Origin of the sequence: Bifidobacterium angulatum DSM 20098 = JCM 7096, from assembly GCF_001025155.1 — a bacterium.
GTDB lineage: Bacteria > Actinomycetota > Actinomycetes > Actinomycetales > Bifidobacteriaceae > Bifidobacterium > Bifidobacterium angulatum.
The window spans coordinates 107521-131932 of record NZ_AP012322.1; the positions used below are offsets into that span (position 1 = coordinate 107521).

Here is a 24412-nt window from a genome sequence, read left to right on the forward strand (position 1 = left end):
AGGCTATGAATCATGGCTGAAACCAAGGTTATTCTTACCAAGACCGTTGCCAACCTCGGTCACTCCGGTGATGTTGTCGAAGTGAAGTCCGGCTTCGCTCGCAACTACCTCATCCCGCAGGGCCTCGCCTTTGCCTGGAACAAGGGCGCTGAGAAGCAGATTCTCGCTATGAAGCGCGCTCGTCTGGCTCAGGCTGTCGCCACCCGTGAGGATGCCGTCGCCGCCAAGGCCGCCATCGAAGGCACTGCCGTCGAGATCGCCGCCAAGGTGTCCGAGTCCGGCAAGCTGTTCGGCAGCATCTCCGCCGAGCAGATCGCCATCGCCCTTGAGGACAAGGCCGTTGTCGACCCGAAGGCCATCGAGGTCGAGTCCATCAAGACCACCGGCGAATTCCCGGCAAAGGTCGCCCTCCACCCGGAGATCACCGCTTCCTTCTTCGTGAAGGTCGTCGCTGAGTGATTTCCCCCATTCGCCGCTGCTGGCCCTCGGGGCTTGCGCGGCGGATGATTCCAGACTGAAGTACGTCTGAGCTTAAGCACAAGGAATCCCCCTGCACCGATTGGCGCAGGGGGATTTTCCGTAGGTGGGCATGCTCGGCGATTGTTCGCCGAATATGGCATCGCCGCGCGGCGTCATCGGGCGCAGCGCGGCGATGTTGATTACTGTTGATCAGCGCGGATCTCAGTAGTAGTAACCGTCATCGTCGAACGTGATGGTGACCTTGCCGTCCTTGATGGCGAACGACCCGTTCGCGTGGAACGTATCGGACGTGTCCGAAGGCTTCCACTCATCACCGATCTGCCATTCGTATGTGAGCTTCGCCTTGCCGCTCTTCGTGGTGAAGGACCCGTTTTCGAGATCGATGTCATTGATTTCCGGATACTTGCTGATCGACCACGCGAAATTACGATACTCATCGTCATCGTATATGTTATAGCCGAACGGGCAGGAAGCCGGGCTGGCTTTGGTGGATTCCGCGCATTTGTCGAGTTTGGCGTTTAACGCGCCCTCTAGGTCGCTTTCGAGCTTGGAAGTGGCCTTCACCGTGACCTCGACCGTCGACTCGTTCTGCTTGCCGGTGCGGAACGTGGTGGATTCGCCGGAAATGTAATCCGTGCTCTTCGCGGCGATGCTGTACATGCCGGGGTACAGGCGCAGTCTCCACACGTTGCCGTTCTTTTCCGCGTTCTTGGCCGTCACTGCTACCTTATTGACGGTCAGTGCTTCCGCACAATCGGGAACGGTGACATTGACCGATTTGACCAATGGCGTCGTGATCTGCCAGTTCGGGAAGATCAGGAACCTAGTACCCGACTTGTTCAGGGAAAGAGTCTCGTTGATCGTTGTGCCGTCCAGCGTATAGCTCACCGCAACGGTGGTCGTGCCGTTGCTGGTTTTCACGCTGTCGACATGCGGATTCGAGATGGTCGCGCTGTCAACCTTGGCGACGCTGTTGGACAGCAGTTTGCGCTGATCCTTGCCGATCTGCGGGTCGGCAATGCTGCTGGCCTTGTCGTAGTCGCCGCCGGCAAGCGCGGACACGTAGCTTTCCGCCACGGATTTAGCGCTGAAGACGGTCGAGCTCAGCACGCCGTAGATGATGCCAAGCGCGATGATCGCGATGGCGACGATGCCGCCGATCATGATCGTCTTCTTGGCTTTCGGGCTGAGCGGTTTCTGTTCGACTGCCGGCGCGGCGGGCGCGACGGGAGCGGGTGCAGGTGATGCCGGGGCGGCGATTGGCTGCGGAGCCGACGCTGTAGGGGCTACAGGGGCAGTGGGCGCGACGGTTTGCGTGGGTGCGGGCTGCGTGGGTGCGGGCTGCGCGGACGCGGGCTGGGCCATTGTCTGCTGCATCTGCACTGTAGGCACGGCAGTGGCGGTCCTGACCGCCTTAGGCATGCCGAACTGCGGATCGCAGGCTTTGACGTAATCGACCACGTTCTGCGGCGTCTGCTGCACGGTGCCGCCGACGAACATCCTCCACAGACCCGGAAGTGATGTGATCACCGTCGGTCCGAACGACAACGCGAGCGCCTCGATGGCGAACATCCAGATTCCGGCGACAAAGCAGTACCACAGGGGAACAGTCAAGGAAACCTTGTAGGAGTCGTAGTAGGCGGCGAAGCTCGTGAACGCGAATTCCACGACGAGCCAGAACGCCATCATCGCTACGGGAGCCTTCCACGTGTTTTCCCATTTGGCGTAATACTGGTCATACATGTTGCGTGCCGATGCGCGCAGCGCGATGTACAGTGTGGCGACTACGAACAGCACGAAGCAGAGCCACAACGCCCACGCATACTGGAAATGGCCGGTGAGCTTGAACAAGGTGAACGTGATGCCGGAACCGCTGCCGGAGAACGCCGCGGAAATGCCGCCGAGTGACGCCATGGAGTGCAGGATGAACGGGAGAGCGGGCAATAGCAGCGGAATCAGCAATACGCCGGCGAGGACGTTGCCTGCGGAGGCCGCCACGGCGATCAGCGCAATCAACCCAAGCACGAGGAACAGTGCGCCGTACATGGCCACGGCTTCGACGAACGTGCGCACGAAACCGCGCACGCGATGCGCCCAGCGCCACCCTGCGGTGAACACGTTACCGGAATCGGGGGCGTACTGCGCCAGCGCGTAGCCGGCCAAGGCGCCGAGACCGGCCAGCACGAACGCCATGAAGAACGTGCGGAAGGATGCGCCGGACAGCGAAACGGATGCGGAGAACGGTCCGTAGGATCCGCCCGCTGACAAGGGGAGCGCGGCCGCGAGGACCACGATCACCAGGCCGGACAGCAGGCCGACGATGCCGGAACCGATTACGCCGGTCCATTTGAAATGCACCGCATGCTTGCGGGCCAGCATGTAGATGCCGAACGCCGCGCCGAGCATCAGCGCGATGCCGGGCAGGCCGACCGGGAGGCACAGGTGGGTGCCGTTGTCGCTATAGTCTGAGAATCCCGAGGCGCCGGTCGTCATGTTCAACGAACCGGAGATGCCCATCACGAGCACCGTGATGACGATTTGTAGGATATTCGGCGTGTTGTAGTCCCCGCCGGAATCCGTCAGCATGTTTGAGACACTGGACATGCCGGGAATGTCGGAAAGCGTGCCTTCAAGATTGTCGCCTGCGAAGAAGAACGCGATGGAGCCGAGCAGTGCGAGCACCAGGGCGGCGGCCAGACCGATGCCGAGACCGGCACCCATGGTGGCGATGGATTCCGTCTTGGTCAGAGCGGCGACGGTGGGATTGGTTGCCGTCTGTTGGGGCGCGGGAGCAGCCGGTGCGGCTGTTGGGAATTGCTGTGTCGGCTGTTCCTGCGGGGCGGCGGGCGCGGTCTGGAACTGCTGTGTCGGCTGGTTTTGCAGCGCAACAGGCGCAGCGGATGCGGCAGGTGCGTCCGGCACGGGCGCAGATGCTGCCGGAGCCGTGGGCGTTGTTGGGGCCGTGGGCGTTGCCGGAGTGCTTGCTGTTACAGGAGCGGAAGTGATGGCCTCCGTAGGCGCTTCCTGTGCCGTGTCGGCTGGAGCCGCATCGGAGACAGCCGCATCGGAGACAGCTGGTTCGGCGGCCTCGGCGGCTTGCGGTGGTGTGAGCGGAGAGCCGCAGAAACCGCAGAAACGCGATTCCTTGTCGGTCGGCTTGCCGCAATTCGGACATGACATTGGACAAATACCTCTTTTTCTTACGTAGAACAGTGCGTCGCCGCACGTTCCATCTATTTTAAGGGGGTATTACGCAGATACGAGTTTTGTTTGGGGAAAGGCCGGTTGTGTAGAATTCCTGATGGGATGTTTTCACGAGAGAGGGGAACGCCGATGCGATGCGATCGATGCGGTTTCGAATGGGATGATGATGACGAGCGGTTCTGCTCCCGGTGCGGTGCCGAGCAAATGCCGGGAAATGCGAGCGCAGCGAGGCCCAGATTCTGTTCGTCCTGTGGTTCCCCGATTGAGCCCGGCATGCGATTCTGCAGCGCCTGCGGTTCGCCTGTAGGCGCGGAACCGCAGGCTTCCCAAGCCGCGCAACCCGACTTGTCGGCACCAGCAGCCCTGGTCGCTCAATCCGTTCAGGCGGTTCCTCCTGCCGCAACGGTTCCGCCTGCCCAAGCCGTCCCGTCGGCTCCATCGGACCAGTATGCACCCGCCGCGCAATCCCCCTCCTCCGGTCGCAAGAAGACACTCGTCATCGCGATAGTGGCAGTGATCGCAATCGTCGCAGGTCTTGTCGCATGGAACTTCCTCGCCCACACGAACGACGAGACGCCCGCCCGCAACGAAACCATGTCGTCGCAAGGCAAAACCGCCAAATCCAAAACAAGTGAGCAAAGCAAGACCTGCACCACGACGCCCGACGCAAGTCTGAGCGGCGTCTCGTCCAGTGGAAGCACGCTGATCGCGACTGTTGATTTCTCCGCAGACGCGTGCGACAGCAATGCATGGAAGGGCAAGGACGTCAAAATCTCCATCAAGGATTCCGACAATGAGGTGATCGCGTCCGCAGTATACGATTTCGCATCCAAACCGATACAGTTCAAGAACGGCGAAACCACGCTGAAAATGGCATTCACGACGAATCAGTATTGGCGTGCCGTGAGCCGGATCGAAACCGGTTCGACCAGCATGGTGGTGCAGAAGGGTGCCTCGCCGAACGGCAAGCCGGCCACGGACGTGGACGGTGCCAGGGGTGGCGCGAATATCGCGGACTCCGACATGGAACGATACGCGCAGCTGGCGTTGAGCTGGCAGGTGTCGAACGACAAATCGGCGATCTCTTCGCTGCACGACGTGCCGACCACGCAGCTGTTCAGCAGGAAATACGGCATGGAAGTCGACGGCAAAACGCAGCATTACCGCGACATCTACAAGCAGTATCTCGAACTTCACGCCAAGTGGCCGAACGCGGTGCTGGCGTGGGCCGCGGACTACGACTACTACACACGGTACGGCCACGAGGCCGACTACTATGTGCTGCTCTCCGGCGAGCGCTTCGACTCGGTGAGTGACGCGCGGTCGTGGTGCTCGGCCAACGCGTTCGGGCCGAACGACTGCATGGCGGTGCAGATGAAGTAGGTCCGGCCAGAGCGCGACCGGCGTGCGCCGTGCAAAGTATGTTGCGAAGTATGTGTTGCGCGGAGTGTGCGCCGCAATCCTCGTATCCCCCGTATCGATTGGTGCGGGGGATTGTCGTATGTAGGTGGTTGGGAATCGTGCTGTGGGCGGATTCATCGGATTCGCGTCATAGTCCATGGTGATCCACAGGTTTTTAGAGAAATTGTAAAACGTTGGAATTCCAACGTTTTACAGCGCGACACGCCGTCGTTTGCGTGATAGTCGTTTATGAGTAAACTTATCTCTCGGTTCAAGAAATGACCAACGCCCCTTTAGCTCAGTTGGTTAGAGCAGCTGACTCTTAATCAGCGTGTCCAGGGTTCGAATCCCTGAGGGGGCACAGATAAAGCCTTGGAATTATTCCAAGGCTTTTTTGTTTTCCGGCCACCTATTCGCGCAGCCGTTCCAGAGCGAAACGTCGCCGCTCATAGACCCGCGATGCACGACGCAAAAACCCGCATTTGCGGGGGTGTGGCGACTTCCAACGTGAGGAGTAGGGTGGAGTGTCGTCTGCTTATAGCGGAATCGCAACATCCTGTAGAGAAGAAGCAATTAATAGAGGAAACTGCAGTGGAATACTCACTCTTTACCAAGCTTGCCGCGGAATTCGTCGGCACCGCCGTGCTGATGGTCTTCGGCAACGGTTCGGTCGCCAACGCGGAACTGAAGAACACCAAGGGCTACCACGCCGGCTGGCTGAATATCGCCATGGGCTACGGTTTCGGCGTGATGTTCCCGGTGCTGATGTTCGGTGGCATCTCCGGCGCCCACATCAACCCGGCCATGACCATCGCCCAGGCCGTCAACGGCATGTTCCCGTGGAACGAAGTACTGCCGTACATCATCGCCCAACTGCTCGGCGCGCTCGCCGGCCAGTTGATCGTATACATCACCTACTACCCGCACTACAAGGACACTGAGGACGCCGAAGCCATCCTCGGCACTTTCTGCACCACCGACGCGCATAACGATCGCCTGAACTACTTCCTCAACGAGTTCTTCGGCACCTTCATGCTGGTGCTCGGTGCGCTGTGCTGCCTGTCTCTGCCGTGGGGCAAGGCCGACCTCGCCGCCGCGTCCATCGTGGTCGGCTTCATCGTATGGGGTCTGGTGACCTCCATGGGCGGCCCGACCGGCCCTGGCCTGAACCCGGCTCGCGATCTCATGCCGCGACTGCTGCACGCCATCCTGCCGATTCCGAACAAGGGCGGCTCCCGCTGGGGCGAAGCCTGGATTCCGGTCGTCGCTCCGATCTTCGGCGCGATTCTCGGCGCGTTCCTGTTTAACGTGCTGTTTGCCTGATTCGCGTTCACGCGTGATCGTTCGGCCCGCTGCGGTATTGCGCAGCGGGCTTTTTCATGCTTCATACCGGTCTCACCATAGGTTGGTTGCGCTGAGCGCAATATGGGATTATCGCGCGTTCGGCGCTGGGATATGGTGTGATTGTTTTGCAGGAACATCAAGGAATCAAGGAGAGGGAACCCATATGCATATGGCGATTGCGCTTATTGCAGCCATAGCGGTCACCGCGGGCATCATCTGGTTCTTCTTCGCGCCGCGCAAAGCGTATCGTGCGCGCATCGACGGCGATATGCAGGAAGCGGTGATCGAAGTGAAAGGCGGGTACAGTCCGTCGATCATCGAAGCCGAAGCCGGCATACCGCTTCGACTGGTATTCGACCGCAAAGAGGACGGCGAATGCTCGTCCCACGTGGTGTTCTCCGATTTCGGCATCGACCGCCTGCTACCGGCCTTCCGCACCACCACATTGACGCTCGACCCCCTGCAGCCGGGGGAGTACGGCTTCGCCTGCGGCATGAACATGCTGCACGGCACATTGAAGGTGCTTCCCGGCAAGCATCATGCGGATTCCAAGACGACAGTCCCCGCAGCACCCGCAACGCCAGTAGTCTCCGCTCAGGCATCCAGCGATCCTGCACCGTCTAGTGAGCCGGGCGGCAGCATCCCCGAAGCGGACGAAACAGCCATCCAAGACATCAACAACGCGCACGAAATCACCACGCTGATCCGCAGACTCGTGGTCGCCGCCGTATGCACCATTCCGGTATTCTGCTCATCCATGCTCATGCTGTACCCCATGCCAGCCTGGGTGCAACTGCTGCTCATGCTGCCCGTGATCGGCTACGCCGGCCTGCCGATCTTCCGCAGCGGGTGGGCGGCCATCGCGCATCGCTCGCCTGAAATGAACGCGCTGGTCACCATGGGCACAGCCGCCGCATTCCTCTATTCGCTGATCGTCACCTTCGCGCCGGGCATACTGCCGGAAAACGCGCGTGAACCCTATTACGAAGCCGTAGGCGTGGTGATCACACTGATGCTGGTGGGCCAGCTGCTCGAAGCGAAGGCACGCAAAGGCACTGGCGAGGCCATTCGTTCGCTCATGGGCCTGCAACCGAATACCGCATGCGTGGTGCGCGACGGCGAGGAACGGAACATTCCCATCGACAGCGTTGTCGTAGGCGACATCATCGCGGCACGGCCGGGGGAGCGGCTACCCGTAGACGGCATAGTCGTGGAAGGCGACTCGTCGGTCGACGAATCAATGATCACCGGCGAACCCATGCCGGTGGCCAAAACGGTGGGCGACGAAGTGACCGGCGCCACCATCAACGGTGCCGGCGCACTACGCTACCGGGCCACCAAAGTCGGCAAGGACACCGTACTCGCGCAGATCGTTTCGCTGGTGAAAACCGCACAAAGCTCGAAGGCGCCAGTGCAGCGCCTGGCCGATCGCATCAGCTCGATATTCGTGCCCGCAGTAGTGCTCATCGCCGTCTGGTCATGCGCATTATGGTTCGCATTCGGACCGGAACCACGCATCACACACGCGCTGGTCGCAGCAGTATCCGTACTGCTCATCGCCTGCCCATGCGCGCTCGGCCTGGCCACACCACTATCGGTAATGGTCTCCACAGGACGCGCGGCGCACATGGGCGTGCTGATCCGCTCCGCCGAAGCACTGGAACAATCCGGGCACGTGAACGCCGTCGTGCTCGACAAAACCGGCACCATCACCGCAGGCAGACCCTCGCTCACCGACGTGCTGCCATTGGGAATCTGGCGTCAGAAACCGGACGATCTGCTGGCGCTCGCAGCCACGGCCGAACATGACTCGGAACACCCGCTCGCCGCCGCGATCATCGCCGACGCGAAACAGCGCGGCCTGCTCACCGGCAAGTCGCAGCGCGAGGCTTTCCAAGTACACGCCGGGCTCGGCATCACCTGCACGGTCGACGGTCATGCCGTGGCCGTGGGCAACACCGAGCTCATCGACCGCCTGGACGTTGGCATGCCAAGCACCGGAAACGAGGATTTAGACGCCATCATCGCCGATATGGATGGTCTAGCGGCACAAGGCAAAACACCGATGCTCATTGCCGTCGACGGTGAACTTGCGGGCATCGTCGCCGTGGCCGATACCGTCAAACCGGATTCGGCGCAGGCCATCGCCGCACTGCAATCCCACGGCATCGCCGTCACCATGCTGACCGGCGACAACGAGACCACCGCGCACGCCGTCGCCCAGCAGGTGGGCGTGGACCATGTGATAGCCGGTGTACGCCCGGAAAACAAGGCCGACGAAATCGCCAAACTCCAGGCGCAAGGTTACACGGTGGCCATGGTGGGCGACGGCATCAACGACGCCCCGGCCTTGGTACGGGCGGATGTGGGCTTCGCCATCGGCACCGGAACCGACGTGGCCATCCAATCAGCCGACGTCACGGTGATGAGCGGCTCGCTTCAAGGCTTGGTGCACGAAATCGATCTTGCCCACGCCGCATTGCGCAATATCAACCAGAACCTGGGGTTTGCGTTCGGCTATAACACCGTGGGCATTCTGATTGCGGCAGGAGCACTCTACCCGTTCACCGGCATGATGCTCAACCCGATGATCGCCGGCGCGGCCATGGCGTTCTCATCGCTGTGCGTGGTGACGAACGCCAGCAGGCTCCGCCTGTTCGACCCGGCAGAACATCATGACTACCAAGTAAAGAACAACACACAGAAAGGAACCATCATGGGACTGTTCAGCGATCACAAAGCGAAAAAGGCCTGCTGCGGCGGGCACGCGGAAGCTTCCGAAGGCGCGAAGGACCCGGTGTGCGGCATGACGGTGAACCCGGCAGGCGCCCCGGCCACCCGCGAATACGAAGGAAAGACCTACTTCTTCTGCAACCCCGGATGCGCCGAAACCTTCGACAAGGACCCGGCGAAATACGCCGCCTGAACCACGATGCGGTTCCCGCTTACGCGCATCCAGGAGCTATAACGGTCGGCATAGCGCCTCGATAAGCGTGCATTCTGCTCACGCGCGGCATCGATTACGACAACCCGAGACATCATCTTTGGAATTTCAAGGGAGAGGTCTCGGGTTGTCGCATATCCTCCGCCACGCGTAACGCGAATGGCGGTCTGTAGCGTGGGCTTGCCATACTGAAAACCATGAGCATGACATGGATTCCAATGGTGTTGATGTTGTTGATCGGCGTGGCAGTAGGGGGCGTCGCCGGATTCAGCGTGGGCAGAACACGCAGCCAGGAGGAAACGCGCCAGCCATATGGCAGCAACGCCGCCAATGGCGGTGACGTCGATTCCCTCGCCGAACAGCTCGATGCGGCACGGCTCGAAATCTCACAGTTGGAAACCTCCCGTGCCCAACTTCGCGCCCAACTGGACGGAGCCAACCAGCAGCTCGTATTCGTCAAAAGTCAACTCGCGCAAGCACAACAGGCCGAGCAGATCCGCATCGAACACGAGCGCGAACGTGCCGCGGCACAGGCCGAAACCCAACGTCAGGAACAAGCCCGGCGCCTGCAGGAGCAAAGCCGCGTGATAGAGGCGCTCGCGCCCGTACAGAAGAATCTCGACGCATTGCAGAACAAGGTTGCCGAGATCGAAGAGGGGCGCAAACGCGAAATGGGCGCGCTCGGCCAGCAGCTCAAAGGGTTGGGCGAACAGCAGACACGTCTCGACCGAGAAACGAATGCGCTGTCTTCCGCACTGCGCAACAACAAGGTCCGCGGCGCGTGGGGCGAAGCGCAGCTGCGCAACATCGTGGAATCCGCCGGATTGTTGGAACATGTCGATTTCGATACGCAGGTAGTGGTCACCGACGCCGATGGCCATGTGCAGCGCCCAGACATGATCATCCATATGCCAGGCGGCAAAACGATTCCGATTGATGCGAAGGCCCCATACGCCGACTATCAGCGCGCGTGCGAGATCCCGGACACCGCACCGGCCGAGGAACTGGCACGGAAGACCGAATTGCTACGCGCCCACGCCAAGGCAGTGCGCGAGCATGTGAAAACCTTGGGAGCCAAAGCGTATTGGAATGCGTTCAGTGATGCGCCGGATTTCGTAATCGCATTCATCCCCAACGAATCGTTGCTGCAGGCCGCCCTGGAAACCGATCCGACACTGATGGACGATGCGTTCGCGCAAAAAGTGGCACTGACCTCGCCGATCACCCTGTGGGCCGTGCTCAAATCCGTGGCCTACGCCTGGCAGCAGCAAAGCCTGACCGACGACGCGAAAAAGCTGTTCGATCTGTCGCGCGAACTGTACGAGCGGTTCGCCAAACTCGGTGAGCATGCCACGAAACTCGGCACGCAGCTTACGCGAACCGTTGCCGCATATAACGCGTTCGTCTCCAGTCTCGAAAGCCGCGTGCTACCCACCGCCCGCAAATTGCAGAATCTTGATCCCAGCACCGTGATCGGCGAAGTGCCTTTGCTTGATTCCGACAAGACCAATGTCACTGAGATCGTCGCGCCCGAAGCCGCCGTGCAGGACGGTGCCCAGGATGGTGTTCAGGGCGATGCGAAAAAGAGTATGCGGGAAGCCTACTGAATCAGTGGGAAGAGGGGTTCGTACACTGGGCACTATGACTGATTCAGGATTCCGCCCCACCGGCGTGAGTGGGTCGCACGCCGACGCCACCGCCACGAGTTTCGCATCACTCGAACCGCGCGACCAGCTGCTTGAGCTATTGCGCGAACGTGCGGCTGGCAAGCCGTTCTCCGAACTGTCCGCCGTCACCTTTGACCATCGTGGCTCCACGGTCGTGGGTCATCTACTGCTGGATGCGTTGGAGGATGCCGGATATTCCGTCGATGATTTCGACGCGGTGGGCGCACTGACCGCTGCCGCAGTGCCGTTGGTGATGTCGGTGGTGCAGGCCGCCGCGTCCCGTGGCGAGGATATCGACGGTTTCGTGATGGATTTTGTGTACCCGTCGATCAAGGGACCGTCGATCAAAGGCCGCCGCGTCGTGCTGCTCGACGCTTGGCTGTCCGAGAAGTCCTACGTGCAGACCTCGTCGTTGGTCACGTTGCGCAACGGCAACGAGCTGAGTCTTGATTTCTCCGTGGTGGAACATGAGGGCGCGAACGTGGTGGCCGTGGCTTCCATGGTGGGCGGTCTTGGCGGTGATGATGCAAAGCATATCGAAGTGATCAACCCCGTCACTGACGAACGTCATGAGCTGCCGTTCGTGCAACTGTTCGACGAAGCAGAGCTACGCTGATGCACGCGCCGCACCCTATCGATGTGGCCGCGAAGGCCTCCGGCGAACCCACATTCCGCGAGGTCGGCGTAGGCCCGTGGGAAGAAGCCCATCCGGGTGAACCTCGCCCGACCGACGTGCAGTATGATCCGCAACTGCTCGACGAAGGCGATCGTCGTAACGTGCTCGACCGGTACAGGTATTGGTCGGTCGCGGCGATCAAAGCCGACTTGGACGCGCGCGGACGCCACGATTTCGAAGTCGCCGTGGAGAACTGGACGCACGATTTCAATATCGGCTCCATGGTGCGCACGGCGAACGCGTTCCAGGCCAGACGCGTGCATATCGTCGGCCCGCATAAGTGGAACCGCAAAGGCGCGTTGATGACCGAGCTGTACCAGCATGTCGAGAATCATCCGTCGATCGCGCAGCTGGTGGAATGCTGGCATAACCGCATCGCCGGTGAGATCGCCGCCGCCCGCGCCGAGGCCGGAGCCGCAGCGTTCCATGCGCATGAGGCCGCCGTACATGGCGATACAGCTGTCGTCGCCGCGGCTACCGCCCAGGTTGATGCGGCCGAGGCACGTATTCGCGAGCTTGAAGCCTCCCGTGTGATCGCCATGGATATTATCCCCGGTGCCGTGCCTATGGAAACCTACCGTTTCCCCAAACGCTGCCTCATGCTCTTCGGCGCGGAAGGCCCCGGCCTGTCCGAAAAAGCGCTCGAACTGGCTGACGATGTGGTCTACATCTCCCAATTCGGCTCGGTCCGCTCCATTAACGCCGGTGCCGCGGCCGCCGTTTCCATGCATGCTTGGATCGCCCAGCATGCAGCAATTCGGGGCTGACTGCCTGACTAGGGGGAGTTGACCTGCCCGGTGCCGGTTTCTGGGGATGCCGGCCGGCACCGGTGTTGGTTCCGGCAGGTATCGGTCGTAGTTTGTCCGTGGCGATTCCTCCGTGCTGTGTCGCACCATATGTCCAGTTCTTCGTTTGGTCTGATTCTTTCCTGTTCTTGTTGTTCCTCGGTTTAGTTTTTCCCGATCCAGTTTTCTCCTGAGCCAGTTTTTCCTTTTGGCCCGGTTCTTCACCTGGTTCAGTTCCTTTGTAGCCCCGATTCCTCCACTGGCTGGATGATTTTGGCGTCTGAGTGGTGCTTCAATGGTTGCTTTTCCCATTGGCTGGATGTTTTGGGCGTCTGAGGGGCATGTGAGAGGGTGTTTTTATCCAGTTGGTGGGAGGAATGGCTGATGGAAGGCTTCTAACCGTCCGTATTCATCCAGCGGCTGGATGTTTTGACCGTTTTGAAGCCATGCGCGAAGCAAAATCCTCCAGCCAGTAGAAGAAATGGACGGATGAGGTTATTCACGAGGCCATCGGTACGCCCGACCTTCGCAGTTTTGCCACCATTGGTTTTATCTGCAGTACATCATTGAACGTAAGCCGGATGATATCCGTGACTCCGGCGCGACGAAGACCTTGCTCACGATTTCGCTCCAATTGAACGGTCTCCTGGATGCTTCTATTGCTGGTCATTTCCGGATCGACGTACTTGGCCGTACCGTCGAACTCGCAAACGATGCTTCTGCCGTCGTCGGTACGCCAAAGAAAATCGACCCTGTATTGCTGTCCGGTTGCGGGATCCACAATAACGACCTGTAACCGCGGTTCCGCAAAACCAGCTTCAATCATCGTTCCGCGCGCAAAGGACTCGCCGCCGTTATCGCTTGCAGCATTGGTGTAGCGCAGCAGCTTGATGATTTTCGAGCAATCTTGAGTGATGAGCGAGCACTCCTTCATCAGTGCCGCCTCATCGAGCCCGCCTGCGGCTGCGGAATCGAAAACTGGTAGTGCGCCTCGGAATTCCTGCGTATTGCCGCAATCGACAAGCGTGCGGGCCTTATTGGTGACCGGGATTCCGCTTGCTATTGTTGCATCGTGCTTTGGGTATGGGCTGTAGATGACATGAAGCTTGTCATGTGGCCGATACGAGCCATGAGTGGAAAGCGTGATGGTTATTTCATGATGAAGGAACCACTGGTGTTCGAAGCCGTATGCGGCTGCTGCGGTGAGCCCGGCAAATACCCAGTTTGGGTGCATTCCCCTGAGCGTGCGTGCCATATGCAGTGATTGTTCGGCGCCGTTTAGACGATTCCAATATTCGTGACGAGAATACAGGCCGGGGTATGGTTTGGCCAGATCGCCCGCAAGATACCTTCGATAGAGGCCTTTTTGGATGAGCGAATTGGTGCTGTGGGCGCAGCATTGCATTTTTTCGGACTGGTCAAGCAGTCGGTCGACTTGAGGATAGGCTTTCATGATTTGACGCTATCTTGCGGAGGCTGCCCTCGGAAAGTCTGATTGCCGGTTGTGGATAACTCGTGGTTCCTGCGCGTGTCGGCGGGTGGTTTGGCGTAATTGGGGAGGGCGGAGGGGCTTCTGCTGAATGGTTTCCTAGGAGTTGAAAGAGACGCCTACCAGGTTCGTGTTCGCCAAAACAGGAATCGGTTTTCCGGGCGCTGAGAGGTGACGGGCTTTTCAGTGCGGATGGATGACGCCTTTGTTTCCGGGCGTGGGCGGGAATGACTGCTGGTTGGCTTGCGAACGTCCTGATTATTCCATTGGCTGGATGTTTTTGGCGTCTGAGTGGTGCTTCAACGGTTGCTTTTCCCATTGGCTGGATATTTTGGGCGTCTGAGGGGCATGTGAGAGGGTGTTTTTATCCAGTCGGTGGGAGAAATGGCCGGTAGGCGGGTTTTGGGCGTCCGTATTCATCCAGCCGGTGGGGAAATCGGTCGCTGGCCGAACTGACATAACAGCACCGGGCAGTATGCATGATGGCTTTGCGGAACTGCGGCCGAGTGGTGGCCGAGCTCGCGGGCGGTCGAGATTCCAAAACGATGTGAGGGGCCTGGAATTGGCATGAAATAGGGCGCGTGCTCGTCACACAGACGCGATACTGTTAAAGCCATGCCTACTTTCACCAAAGAAGAAATCGTGCATTTGGGCGATTTGGCCCGAATCGCACTGAGCGATGAAGAAATTACCCGCCTGCAGGGCGAGCTGAACGTCATTGCCGACTCCATCGATATGGTTCAGGAAGTCGCCACCGACGATGTTGAACCGACCGCCAACCCGATTCCGCTGGAAGCGTACCTGCGCCCCGACGTTCCTGAGACGCCGTTGACCCAGGCCGAGGCTCTTGCCGGCGGCCCGAAGACCGAGGCGGGCATGTTTGTTGCCCCGCGCATTCTGGGAAGCGAGGAGTGAGCATGACGAACGTAGCAGATCTGGTCAAGCTTTCCGCCGCCGAAATGGGCGCGGCCATCAAGAAGGGCGAGGTTTCCAGCCGCGAACTGGTCGACGCGCATCTTGACGTCATCGAAGCCGCCGAGCCGAGCGTGCAGGCCTTCCTGAAGGTCTCCGCCGACGAGGCCCGCGAACAGGCCGATGCCTTCGATGCCAAGAGCGCCGAGGAGAAGGCCGCGTTGCCGGAGCTGGCAGGCGTGCCGATCGCGATCAAGGACATGATCGTCACCAAGGGCATCGAAACCACCGCAGCCTCCAAGATCCTCGAAGGTTGGATCCCCCCGTACGACGCAACCGTTATCGAAAAGCTCAAGGCTGCCGGCATGCCGATTCTCGGCAAGACCAACCTGGATGAGTTCGCGCAGGGTTCCTCCACCGAGCATTCCGCATACAAGACCACGCATAATCCGTGGGATACCGACCGCGTCCCCGGCGGCTCCGGCGGCGGCTCCGCTTCCGCTGTGGCGGCATTCGAAGCTCCGCTGGCCCTCGGCACTGATACAGGTGGCTCCATCCGCCAGCCGGGCGCGCTGACCGGTACTGTCGGCGTCAAGCCCACCTATGGTGGTGTTTCCCGTTTCGGCGCCATCGCCATGGCTTCCTCGCTCGATCAGATCGGCCCGTGCTCCCGCACCGTGCTCGACTCCGCACTGCTGCAGGAGATCATCGGTGGCCATGATAAGCGTGACTCTACTTCCATTCCGGAGGGCCCGCGTCCGATGGTCGCCGCCGCCCGTGAAGGCATGAAGCGCGATCTGAAGGGTCTCAAGGTCGGTCTGATCAAGGAGCTTGGCGGCGACGGATTCCAGCCGGGCGTCGAAGCTCGTTTCAACGAGGGCGTGAAGAAGCTTGAGGAGATGGGTGCTGAAGTCACCGAGGTGTCTCTGCCGCACCTGCCGTACTCCCTGGGCGCGTACTACATCATCATGCCGTCCGAGGTCAGCTCCAACCTGGCCCGTTATGATGGCATGCGCTACGGCCTGCGTGTGATGCCGCCGGACAACGTGCCGCAGACCGCAGCCAACATGATGGCCTACACCCGCGAGGCCGGCTTCGGCGACGAGGTCAAGCGTCGTATCATCCTCGGCACCTATGCGCTGTCCGCCGGTTATTACGATGCCTGGTACGGTTCCGCGCAGAAGGTCCGTACCCTCATCATCGACGACTTCAAGAAGGCGTTTGAGAAGGTCGACGTGCTCGTTGGCCCGACCAGCCCGGTCACCGCCTTCAAGTTCGGTGAGAAGACTGAGGATCCGATGGCCATGTACGCCATCGATATCACCACTATTCCGGCCAACCTCGCCGGCGTTCCGGCCATGAGCATCCCGGCCGGCCTGAGCGACGACGGACTGCCTGTCGGTTTCCAGTTCATCGCGCCGCAGCAGCGTGACGAAGTGATGTACAAGCCGGCCGCAGCTCTTGAAGCCGCGCTGGAAGACGAATGGAACGGCCCGATCTGGAAGTCGCTGAACGCTTCCTGGCTCGACGGCCAGGCCAAGTGATCGACGGATCGGAAAGGATTTAAAGGAATCATCATGGCTGAAAAACTGATGAAGTACTCCGAGGCCGTCAAGCAGTTTGACCCGGTGCTCGGTCTGGAAACCCACGTGGAACTGTCCACCAAGACGAAGCTGTTCTGCCCTGCCGAGGTCTCCTTCGGCGGCGAGCCGAACAGCCAGCTGACCCCGGTCTCCCTGGGTCTGCCAGGCTCCCTGCCGGTGGTCAACAAGACCGCCGTCGACTATGCGATCAAGCTGGGTCTCGCCCTGCATTGCGAGATTGCCGAGTGGAGCCAGTTCGCCCGTAAGAACTACTTCTACCCGGACATGCCGCGCGACTACCAGATCTCGCAGTACGACAAGCCGACCAACGGCAACGGCTATCTTGATGTCGAGCTTGACGACGGCACCATCTTCCGTGTGCCGATCGAGCGTGCGCATATCGAGGACGACGCCGGCAAGAACACCCACGTTGGTGGCGCGGACGGCCGTATCGAGGGCGCCGACCACTCCCTGGTCGACTACAACCGTGCCGGCGTGCCGCTGATTGAGATCGTGACCAAGCCGATCGAAGGCGTGGGCGAGCGTGCCCCGGAGATCGCCGGTGCCTACATGCGTGCCATCCGCGACATCGTGCGTGCGCTGAACATCTCCCACGCGCGTATGGAGCAGGGCAACATGCGTGCCGATGTGAACGTGTCGCTGCGCCGCGACCCGAGCGATCCGTTCGGCACCCGTTCCGAGACCAAGAACGTGAATACGTTCCGTGGCATCGAGAAGACCGTGCAGTACGAGATTCGCCGTCAGGCGCAGATTCTTTCCGAAGGCGGCGAGATCCTGCAGGAGACCCGCCACTGGGATGAGGCTTCGCAGACCACCGCCGGCGGCCGTGTGAAGTCCGACGCCGACGACTACCGCTACTTCCCGGATCCGGATCTGGTGATGCTGCACATCACCAAGGAGCATATCGAAGAGATCAAGGCTCAGATGCCGGAGATGCCGCGTGAACGCCGCAACCGCCTGAAGGCCGAATGGGGCTTGAACGATGTGCAGATGCGCGACATTCTCAACGCCGATGCGCTTGATCTGATCGAAGCCACCGTGGCTGAGGGCGCTACCGCAGCCGGTGCGCGCAAGTGGTGGCTGGGCGAGCTTTCCCGCGAGGCCAACGCCAAGGGCGTGACCTTGGAGGAGCTCCCGATCACTCCGGCCGATGTTGCCGAGATCGAGAAGCTGATCGCCGACGGCAAGCTGAACGACAAGCTTGCCAAGCAGACCGTTGCCGGCGTGCTCGCCGGTGAAGGCACGCCGAGCGAAGTTGTCGAGAAGCGCGGCCTGAAGGTCGTTTCCGACGATGGCTTGATCGACAAGGCCGTGGATGAGGCGTTCGCCGCCAATCCGGATGTTGTCGAGAAGCTCAAGAGCGGCAATATGAAGCCGATGGGTGTCATCATCGGTGCCGTGATGAGGGCCACGCGCGGCCAGGCCGACGCGAAGGCCGTCACCAAGGTGGTTATGAGCAAGATCAAGTGATGTGATCTGACTCGATCCTTTGGCGGGTTCCGGCCCGCCGATCATGCGGGGCGTGTGCTGGGAAACCGGCGCACGCCCCGCATGGCTTTGTTGCGATGCGTATGCGTCGAAAACGACGAGGAAACCATCGTTTATTGGTTTCGCGCCGGTTCGTGGGCGTTATGCGCCTATTATCCTATTGTGTTCCCAGCAATCCTCCAGTCGGGTAGAATACCGTCGGAATGGATGTGGGCAAACCACACGATGTCAATGACGCAAGGATGAAATACACATGCCAGATAATGCTGCACAGTCGGAATCCCGAGAGCTGCCGGCCAGTATCGCCATCCCTCCCGTACGCGGTGAAATGGTGCGTCTGCGCCCGGCTACCGTCGAAGACCTCGACAGGATGGATGTGATCGATGCCTATCCGGGGGCTTCTGGCATTACCGGCAAGGATCGCGTGGCCGAACGTGCCGCCGTGCACGCCTGGGTGCGTCGTTCCGTGGCTTGGAGCAAGGGCGAGGCGCCGGCTGAATCCGGTGTGGGCGATCCTGAGGCTCGCCGCACCATCGCATGGTCGATTATCACCGAAAGCGATCATGATGGCGATGGCGAGATCGACGCCGCGGAAAGCGACAACGTGATCGGCATGATCTTCCTGATCGATATCGACGGCTGGGCCCGTTCCGCGCGCATTCAGGTGATTCTGGGTCAGGATTACCGTGGCCGTGGCTATTCGCGCGACATCATGCCCCGTGTGATGACCTATGGGTTCGCCCCTGAGCCGGCGGGTCTTGGCATGCATCGTATTTGGGTTGCGGTTCCGGAACAGAACACGCGCTCCGTGTCCGTCTACCAGTCGCTTGGCTTCATGCCGTCCGGCCGTTCGCGTGACGCATTGTGGAACGCTGCGCAGAATCGTTATCAGGATTTGATTGTTATGGACACTCTGGTGGACGAGTTCGATCCGATTCGCTCCCTTGACGCGTTCGGTATGCATGTGATCGAAGACAATCCCGGCGTGAAAGAGGCCATGGCCGCCCGTGAGCATTCCATCGCCATCCAGCAGGGGGCGTTGGCGGAATCGGGAACGGCTGGCGGCGATATGGCGGCTCCCGCCCCCGTTGCTGCGGATGTGGATTCGTCGTCTGCCGGCAAGGTGAGCGGCGATGATGCACAACATGATGAGCCTGAGGCAGGTAAAGACGGTGCCGTCTCCGCTGGTGCCGCTTCCGACGACGAGGGCTCGAACTGGCCGTATGCGCAGGGCAAGTCCAAGACGTCAAAGGGCGCATGGTGGCGTACGCTGGGGCGTGGCCGCAAAAGGAACAACGGCAAGTAGACTCGCACTGGCCCCGTGTGGCCGGGTCTGAAGCATTGGAACAAACAGCCCGCATGCGGGCCGGGCACATCATGGCCGTAGCGCCATAGGAACATGAAAGCAAAGGAATGAGCGCCGAAGATCTCGATAATTACGAAACCGACGCCGAACTGGCGTTGTACAAGGAATACCGCGACGTCATCAAACTGTTCACCTACGTGGTGGAGACCGAGCGCCGGTTCTACCTGGCGAATAAGGTCGATTTCAACGTGCGGTCCGCAGGCCAGGACGTCTACTTCGACGTGCAGCTGACGGATGCGTGGGTGTGGGATGTGTACCGCCCAAGCCGTTTCGTCAAGAATGTGCGCATTGTGACATTCAAGGATGTGAACGTCGAGGAAGTGCAGAAAACGGATATCGACATTCCGGACGATATGGGTTGAGCCGCCTTACCGTACTGCCTGTGACGTCGGCTTCACCCGGAATCTCGTCCGGTTTTGACCGATGGGGAATCTATAGTGGCACATTGGGAAGAGCGGGCATGGTCAGTGCCATGTATGGAGGAAGGATGTGGAACCGGCGGGGTGCCGGGCGTCGTTCCTTAGGCTCTAGTAGAATATGCATGATTTGACGTAAGGAGATTGGACGTGACCGACAAGCAGTCCGTAGTGATTATCGGCGGTGGCCCTGCTGGCCTGACCGCGGCTTGGGAACTGATCAAGGACGGCGGTGCCGATAGGTACGACGTTACTGTTCTGGAAGAAACCCATGAATTCGGCGGCATTTCCCGCACCGTGAAGCACAATGGAAACCGCATGGATATCGGCGGCCACCGTTTCTTCTCGAAGGACGATCGCATCATGGATTGGTGGAAGAACACGCTTCCGCTGCAGGGTGCGCCCTCCTACGATGATAAGAAGCTCAATCGCGAGCATGACATGGAACCGGGCGGCCCGGACCCCGAGGTCGAAGACAAGGTGATGCTCAAGCGTCACCGCGTCTCCCGCATCTACTGGAACAAGCACTTCCTGGATTATCCGATTTCCCTGAGCGTGGGCACTTTGAAGGCCATGGGATTCAAGCTGACCATGGTCGCCGGATTCAGCTACCTGAAGTCCATGGTGCACAAGCTGCCGGAAGACAATCTGGAGAACTTCTACATCAATCGTTTCGGCCGCAAGCTGTATTCCATGTTCTTCGAGGGCTATACCGAGAAGCTGTGGGGGCGCCACCCGTCCGAGATTTCGGCCGATTGGGGTGCGCAGCGCGTCAAGGGCCTGAGCATCATGGGTGTGCTGAAGAACGCCTTCCAGAAGCTGCTGCCGAAGAAGCGTGATAATTCCGAGGTCGAGACTTCGCTGATCGAAGAGTTCTGGTACCCGAAGTATGGTCCGGGCCAGCTGTGGGAGACCGTGGAATCCAACTGCGAGAACGCGGGTGTGAAGGTCGTTACCGATGCCAAGGTTATCGAGGTGCGCCAGCAGAACGGCCATATCTCCTCCGTGGTGACCGAGGCCGCCGACGGCACTCGTACCGAATGGAACGCCGATCAGTTCATCTCCTCCATGCCGGTCAAGGATCTGGTCGAGGCCATTGACGCCGCGGGTGTCGATACCGAGGCCGCGGCGACCGGCTCCAAGGCCGCTCCCGAAGCCGTCACCGAGGTGGCCGAAGGCCTGCCGTACCGCGATTTCGTGACCGTCGGCCTGCTGGTCAACCATCTCAAGCTTGAAAACACCACCGACATTCCTACCCTCGGCAATCCGCCGATCGTGCCGGATTGCTGGATCTACGTGCAGGATCCGGGCTACAAGGTCGGTCGTATCCAGGTGTTCAACAACTGGAGCCCGTATCTGGTCAAGAACGTTGACGATACCGTGTGGATCGGCTTGGAGTACTTCTGCGAGGAAGGCGACACCTTCTGGAACATGAGCGAGGAGGACGCGGTGAAATTCGCCATTTCCGAGCTGATGCGCATGGGTGTCATCGAAAAACCGGAGGATGTGCTCGATTCCCATCGCGAACGCGTCAAGAAGGCGTACCCCGCCTACTTCGATACGTATGACCGTATCGACGAGGTCATCGATTATCTTGACGGTTTCGGCAACCTGTATTGCGTGGGTCGCAACGGCCAGCATCGCTACAACAACATGGATCACTCCATGGCAACCGCCATCGAGGCCGTTGACAATATCAAGTCCGGCAAGGCGACCAAGGAAAACGTCTGGTCCGTGAACACCGACCAGTCCTACCACGAGGAGAAGTAGCCGGTAGCAAAGCGATGATTCGCCGATAGGCCGTTATCTATGCCAAGAGCGCACGCCGAAGGAATTCGGGTGCGCTCTTGGCATAGAAACGCATACGATGGGGTGGAACATGGCGTTTCAACGCACGTCGGCAATGATGCAAAAAGCGTACGGAAACCACGATATGACAGCGTGTTGCGTTGTCCGGGGCGGCGTTGTACAGTGAAGCAAGTTCGTGTGCATGGTTTGCCACGGATTCTCATCGCGGCGTGAAGCCGCAATCACTCTTCAGAATCGTCAGGGAATACGATTGGCGAATGCTGTGGAAAGGTATATAACGTGGCCAATAGCCAAGATCTTGAGAGCATGAAATTGCCGGAGCTGAAGGAGCTTGCCAAGCAGATGGGACTGCGCGGCACTTCCACTATGCGCAAGCCGGAGCTGCTTGCTACGCTTCAGGCCGCTCGTTCCGGCGGCGAAGCGCCTGCCGGTGTCACTGTAAAAGCTCCGAAGACCAGCGCTCCGAAGGCCTCTGAACCTGTGGAAGGCAAGAGCGAGAAGACTGCCGAGGCCAAATCCAAGAAGCAGTCCGACGCCGCACCTGCTCAAGCGGATACTGCGGAGAATACCACCCGTCGCGACCGCACCGCCGCAAAGGATAAGGCGCATGAAGCCGTGGATCTGCTGGCCACGCTGGATCTTGACGCTGCGAAGGAAGGCGATCGCAAGGAGCGTAAGCCGCGTCGCCGCATTCACGATGAGCTTGATGGTGAGGAACTGATCGCCGGCAACGTGCGCCGTCGTCGTCATCGCAAGGATCAGGATGCGCCGAGCGAGGAGACCGCGCGCGATCTTGACGATATTCTTGCGTCCCTGCCGGGCGGTAAGCAGGAATCCCGCAACGATGGGGAATCGTATCGTGGCCGTGAAGAGCGCGGCGAGCGTGAGAACCGCGAGGGACGCGACGGACGCGACCGTCGTGGCCGTCGTCTGCGTGGCCGCAACCGTGATTTCGATGAGCGCGACGAGCGCCGCAATCGTAACGAGCGTAACGACCGTAACGACCGCAACGCGGACAATGCAGAGAACGACAACCGCGATGCCGCACGCAACGAGCGTAACGATCGCAATGATCGCAATGAACAGCAGGCCGATCTCGTGCCGGTCGCCGGTATTGTCGACGTGCTGGAATCCTACGCATTCATCCGTACCTCCGGCTATCTGCCGGGTCCGAACGACGTGTACGTTTCCATGGGCCAGGTCAAGAAGTACGGTCTGCGCAAGGGCGACGCCGTGCATGGCGCCATTCGCGCACCGCGCGAGGGCGAGCGCCGCAACCAGCGTCAGAAGTTCGTGCCGCTGCAGTCCATCGATTCCATCAACGGCATGAGCGTCGAGGAATCCATGGGCCGTCCGCAGTTCAACAAGCTCACCCCGCTGTACCCGCAGGAACGCCTGAAGCAGGAGACCACGCCGAACAAGCTCACCGGCCGCATCATGGATATCATCTCCCCGATCGGCAAGGGTCAGCGTGGCCTGATCGTATCGCCTCCGAAGGCCGGCAAGACGATCACCTTGCAGAACATCGCCAACGCCATCACCACCAATAATCCTGAAGTGCATCTGATGGTCGTGCTGGTGGACGAGCGCCCCGAGGAAGTCACCGATATGGAACGTACGGTGCAGGGCGAGGTCATTTCCTCCACCTTCGACCGCCCGGCATCCGATCACACCATCGTGGCCGAACTCGCCATCGAACGTGCCAAGCGCCTGGTGGAGCTTGGCCAGGATGTGGTCGTGCTGCTTGATTCCATGACCCGTCTGGCCCGTGCCTACAATATCGCGGCACCGGCTTCCGGGCGTATTCTGTCCGGCGGTGTGGATGCCCAGGCGCTGTACCCGCCGAAGAAGTTCTTCGGCGCCGCCCGCAACATCGAAAACGGCGGCTCCCTGACCATCATCTCCTCCGCGCTGGTGGAAACCGGTTCCAAGATGGATGAGGTGATCTTCGAGGAATTCAAGGGCACCGGCAACATGGAACTGCGTCTGAGCCGCGAACTGGCGGAAAAGCGCATGTTCCCGGCCATCGATGTGAACGCCTCCGGCACGCGCCGCGAGGAGCTCATCACCGATCCGAAGGAGCTGCCGATCATCTACCGTCTGCGTCGTCTGTTCGGCGGCATGGAAGCCGAGCAGGCCTACCAGACCCTGGTGCCGCGCTTGAAGAAGACGGCATCCAACCGCGACTTCCTTGCCGCGATCGTGCAGCAGGCCAACGCCAGCAACGCCACCAACGGCAACTGAGAGGCGCAAGGTTCGCGTAAGGCTGCATAAGGTTTACGCAGGGTTCGCCATCTGGGTTTCCCTAGGGGTTTGGGCGGGTTCCGGTTTTTGCCCGGGCCCGCCCTTTGCTTGCCGTTTCGCATGGCGTATCGTAGTGCTTCGATTGGAAACCGATTGTGGCCATTCGGTGGGGTAGGCTAACCGTATGAGTGATTCCGAACATAGCGACTGGCAGAAGACCACCATCGATTCGGCCCAGGCCGAACAGCATCCGGAAACTGCCCAGGCAGTCGCAAAGATCAAGGCATTGCGCCAATCCATCGACAATATCGACTCCGCGATCGTCTCGTTGCTCGCGGAACGGTTCAAAGCCACCTCTCAGGTCGGTGTATTGAAGGCTGGCGCCGGATTCGCGCCGGAAGACACAAAACGTGAGGATTACCAGATCGAACGCTTGCACCGTATCGCCGTTGATGCGGGTCTTGATCCGGAAATTGCGGAAATGTACCGCGAATTCGTGGTCACGGAAGCCAAGAAACGCCATCAGCGTATTGCCGACGCCGGGGGAGACCCGGGCGTGCTTGATGTGTTCGCATGATTCCCG

General features: G+C 60.1%; 17 protein-coding genes and 1 tRNA gene. 16 read left to right on the forward strand and 2 right to left on the reverse strand.

The features are described 5' to 3' along the window. Nucleotides 1-12 precede the first annotated feature (12 nt). A complete protein-coding gene (rplI, locus tag BBAG_RS00400) occupies nucleotides 13-459 on the forward strand; it encodes a 50S ribosomal protein L9 (protein WP_003825433.1) in 447 nt (148 codons plus the stop codon). Between the two features lie 222 nt (nucleotides 460-681). Here the strand turns inward: rplI and BBAG_RS00405 are convergent, their stop codons facing one another. Continuing rightward, a complete protein-coding gene (locus BBAG_RS00405; RefSeq protein ID WP_033509223.1) occupies nucleotides 682-3660 on the reverse strand; it encodes a hypothetical protein in 2979 nt (992 codons plus the stop codon). 153 nt (nucleotides 3661-3813) lie between these two features. Here BBAG_RS00405 and BBAG_RS00410 point away from each other — a divergent pair, with 153 nt between their 5' ends. The 7 genes from BBAG_RS00410 to BBAG_RS00440 all read left to right on the forward strand — a co-directional run bounded on the left by BBAG_RS00410 (nucleotide 3814) and on the right by BBAG_RS00440 (nucleotide 12483). Further along, a complete protein-coding gene (locus tag BBAG_RS00410; RefSeq protein WP_081443748.1) occupies nucleotides 3814-5067 on the forward strand; it encodes a zinc-ribbon domain-containing protein in 1254 nt (417 codons plus the stop codon). A 305-nt stretch (nucleotides 5068-5372) separates the two neighbouring features. Further along, nucleotides 5373-5446: transfer RNA gene (locus tag BBAG_RS00415), tRNA-Lys, on the forward strand. A gap of 230 nt (nucleotides 5447-5676) precedes the next feature. After that, nucleotides 5677-6408, forward strand: a complete 732-nt coding sequence (locus BBAG_RS00420; RefSeq protein ID WP_033509221.1) for an MIP/aquaporin family protein — start codon at nucleotides 5677-5679, stop codon at nucleotides 6406-6408. 184 nt (nucleotides 6409-6592) lie between these two features. Then, nucleotides 6593-9355: a heavy metal translocating P-type ATPase gene (locus BBAG_RS00425; protein WP_003825438.1), complete on the forward strand. Its 2763-nt coding sequence runs from the start codon at nucleotides 6593-6595 to the stop codon at nucleotides 9353-9355. A 215-nt stretch (nucleotides 9356-9570) separates the two neighbouring features. Then, nucleotides 9571-10980, forward strand: coding sequence for a DNA recombination protein RmuC (rmuC, locus tag BBAG_RS00430; RefSeq protein ID WP_003825439.1), 1410 nt, complete (start codon nucleotides 9571-9573; stop codon nucleotides 10978-10980). A 34-nt stretch (nucleotides 10981-11014) separates the two neighbouring features. Further along, entirely contained in the window at nucleotides 11015-11656 is a 642-nt protein-coding gene (locus tag BBAG_RS00435; protein WP_003825441.1) for a type I phosphoribosyltransferase, read from the forward strand. Beyond that, nucleotides 11656-12483 (forward strand): TrmH family RNA methyltransferase, encoded by an 828-nt coding sequence (locus tag BBAG_RS00440; RefSeq protein WP_035142228.1) that lies wholly within the window; start codon nucleotides 11656-11658, stop codon nucleotides 12481-12483. The genes BBAG_RS00435 and BBAG_RS00440 overlap by 1 nt, the downstream gene beginning before the upstream one ends. A gap of 517 nt (nucleotides 12484-13000) precedes the next feature. Here BBAG_RS00440 and BBAG_RS00445 read toward each other — a convergent pair. Then, complete coding sequence (locus tag BBAG_RS00445) at nucleotides 13001-13954, reverse strand: hypothetical protein (RefSeq protein WP_003825444.1); 954 nt, start codon at nucleotides 13952-13954, stop codon at nucleotides 13001-13003. 651 nt (nucleotides 13955-14605) lie between these two features. On the opposite strand from BBAG_RS00445, the gene gatC reads away from it, so the two are divergent. From gatC to BBAG_RS00485, 8 genes are all read left to right on the forward strand, one after another. Then, nucleotides 14606-14905 (forward strand): Asp-tRNA(Asn)/Glu-tRNA(Gln) amidotransferase subunit GatC, encoded by a 300-nt coding sequence (gatC, locus tag BBAG_RS00450; protein ID WP_003825446.1) that lies wholly within the window; start codon nucleotides 14606-14608, stop codon nucleotides 14903-14905. 2 nt (nucleotides 14906-14907) lie between these two features. Further along, entirely contained in the window at nucleotides 14908-16446 is a 1539-nt protein-coding gene (gene gatA, locus BBAG_RS00455) for an Asp-tRNA(Asn)/Glu-tRNA(Gln) amidotransferase subunit GatA (RefSeq protein ID WP_003825448.1), read from the forward strand. A 33-nt stretch (nucleotides 16447-16479) separates the two neighbouring features. Next, entirely contained in the window at nucleotides 16480-17976 is a 1497-nt protein-coding gene (gene gatB / locus BBAG_RS00460) for an Asp-tRNA(Asn)/Glu-tRNA(Gln) amidotransferase subunit GatB (protein WP_003825450.1), read from the forward strand. A 271-nt stretch (nucleotides 17977-18247) separates the two neighbouring features. Beyond that, nucleotides 18248-19300, forward strand: a complete 1053-nt coding sequence (locus BBAG_RS00465; RefSeq protein WP_003825451.1) for a GNAT family N-acetyltransferase — start codon at nucleotides 18248-18250, stop codon at nucleotides 19298-19300. 107 nt (nucleotides 19301-19407) lie between these two features. Then, nucleotides 19408-19722 (forward strand): DUF2469 domain-containing protein, encoded by a 315-nt coding sequence (locus BBAG_RS00470; RefSeq protein ID WP_003825454.1) that lies wholly within the window; start codon nucleotides 19408-19410, stop codon nucleotides 19720-19722. Between the two features lie 204 nt (nucleotides 19723-19926). Continuing rightward, the gene (locus BBAG_RS00475) at nucleotides 19927-21546 is read left to right on the forward strand and encodes an NAD(P)/FAD-dependent oxidoreductase (protein WP_033509122.1); all 1620 of its coding nucleotides are present in this window, start codon (nucleotides 19927-19929) and stop codon (nucleotides 21544-21546) included. A 318-nt stretch (nucleotides 21547-21864) separates the two neighbouring features. Then, on the forward strand, nucleotides 21865-23829 hold the full coding sequence (gene rho, locus BBAG_RS00480) for a transcription termination factor Rho (RefSeq protein ID WP_033509121.1): 1965 nt from the start codon (nucleotides 21865-21867) through the stop codon (nucleotides 23827-23829). Nucleotides 23830-24013: 184 nt separating this feature from the next. Continuing rightward, on the forward strand, nucleotides 24014-24406 hold the full coding sequence (locus BBAG_RS00485) for a chorismate mutase (protein WP_003825460.1): 393 nt from the start codon (nucleotides 24014-24016) through the stop codon (nucleotides 24404-24406). Nucleotides 24407-24412: the final 6 nt, after the last annotated feature.

Coding starts and splice junctions, on each gene's coding strand:
- rplI (WP_003825433.1), top strand. CDS start 13: ATGGCTGAAACCAAGGTTATTCTTACCAAGACCGTTGCCAACCTCGGT.
- BBAG_RS00405 (WP_033509223.1), bottom strand. CDS start 3,660: ATGTCATGTCCGAATTGCGGCAAGCCGACCGACAAGGAATCGCGTTTC.
- BBAG_RS00410 (WP_081443748.1), top strand. CDS start 3,814: ATGCGATGCGATCGATGCGGTTTCGAATGGGATGATGATGACGAGCGG.
- BBAG_RS00425 (WP_003825438.1), top strand. CDS start 6,593: ATGCATATGGCGATTGCGCTTATTGCAGCCATAGCGGTCACCGCGGGC.
- rmuC (WP_003825439.1), top strand. CDS start 9,571: ATGAGCATGACATGGATTCCAATGGTGTTGATGTTGTTGATCGGCGTG.
- BBAG_RS00435 (WP_003825441.1), top strand. CDS start 11,015: ATGACTGATTCAGGATTCCGCCCCACCGGCGTGAGTGGGTCGCACGCC.
- BBAG_RS00440 (WP_035142228.1), top strand. CDS start 11,656: ATGCACGCGCCGCACCCTATCGATGTGGCCGCGAAGGCCTCCGGCGAA.
- BBAG_RS00445 (WP_003825444.1), bottom strand. CDS start 13,954: ATGAAAGCCTATCCTCAAGTCGACCGACTGCTTGACCAGTCCGAAAAA.
- gatC (WP_003825446.1), top strand. CDS start 14,606: ATGCCTACTTTCACCAAAGAAGAAATCGTGCATTTGGGCGATTTGGCC.
- gatA (WP_003825448.1), top strand. CDS start 14,908: ATGACGAACGTAGCAGATCTGGTCAAGCTTTCCGCCGCCGAAATGGGC.
- gatB (WP_003825450.1), top strand. CDS start 16,480: ATGGCTGAAAAACTGATGAAGTACTCCGAGGCCGTCAAGCAGTTTGAC.
- BBAG_RS00465 (WP_003825451.1), top strand. CDS start 18,248: ATGCCAGATAATGCTGCACAGTCGGAATCCCGAGAGCTGCCGGCCAGT.
- BBAG_RS00470 (WP_003825454.1), top strand. CDS start 19,408: ATGAGCGCCGAAGATCTCGATAATTACGAAACCGACGCCGAACTGGCG.
- BBAG_RS00485 (WP_003825460.1), top strand. CDS start 24,014: ATGAGTGATTCCGAACATAGCGACTGGCAGAAGACCACCATCGATTCG.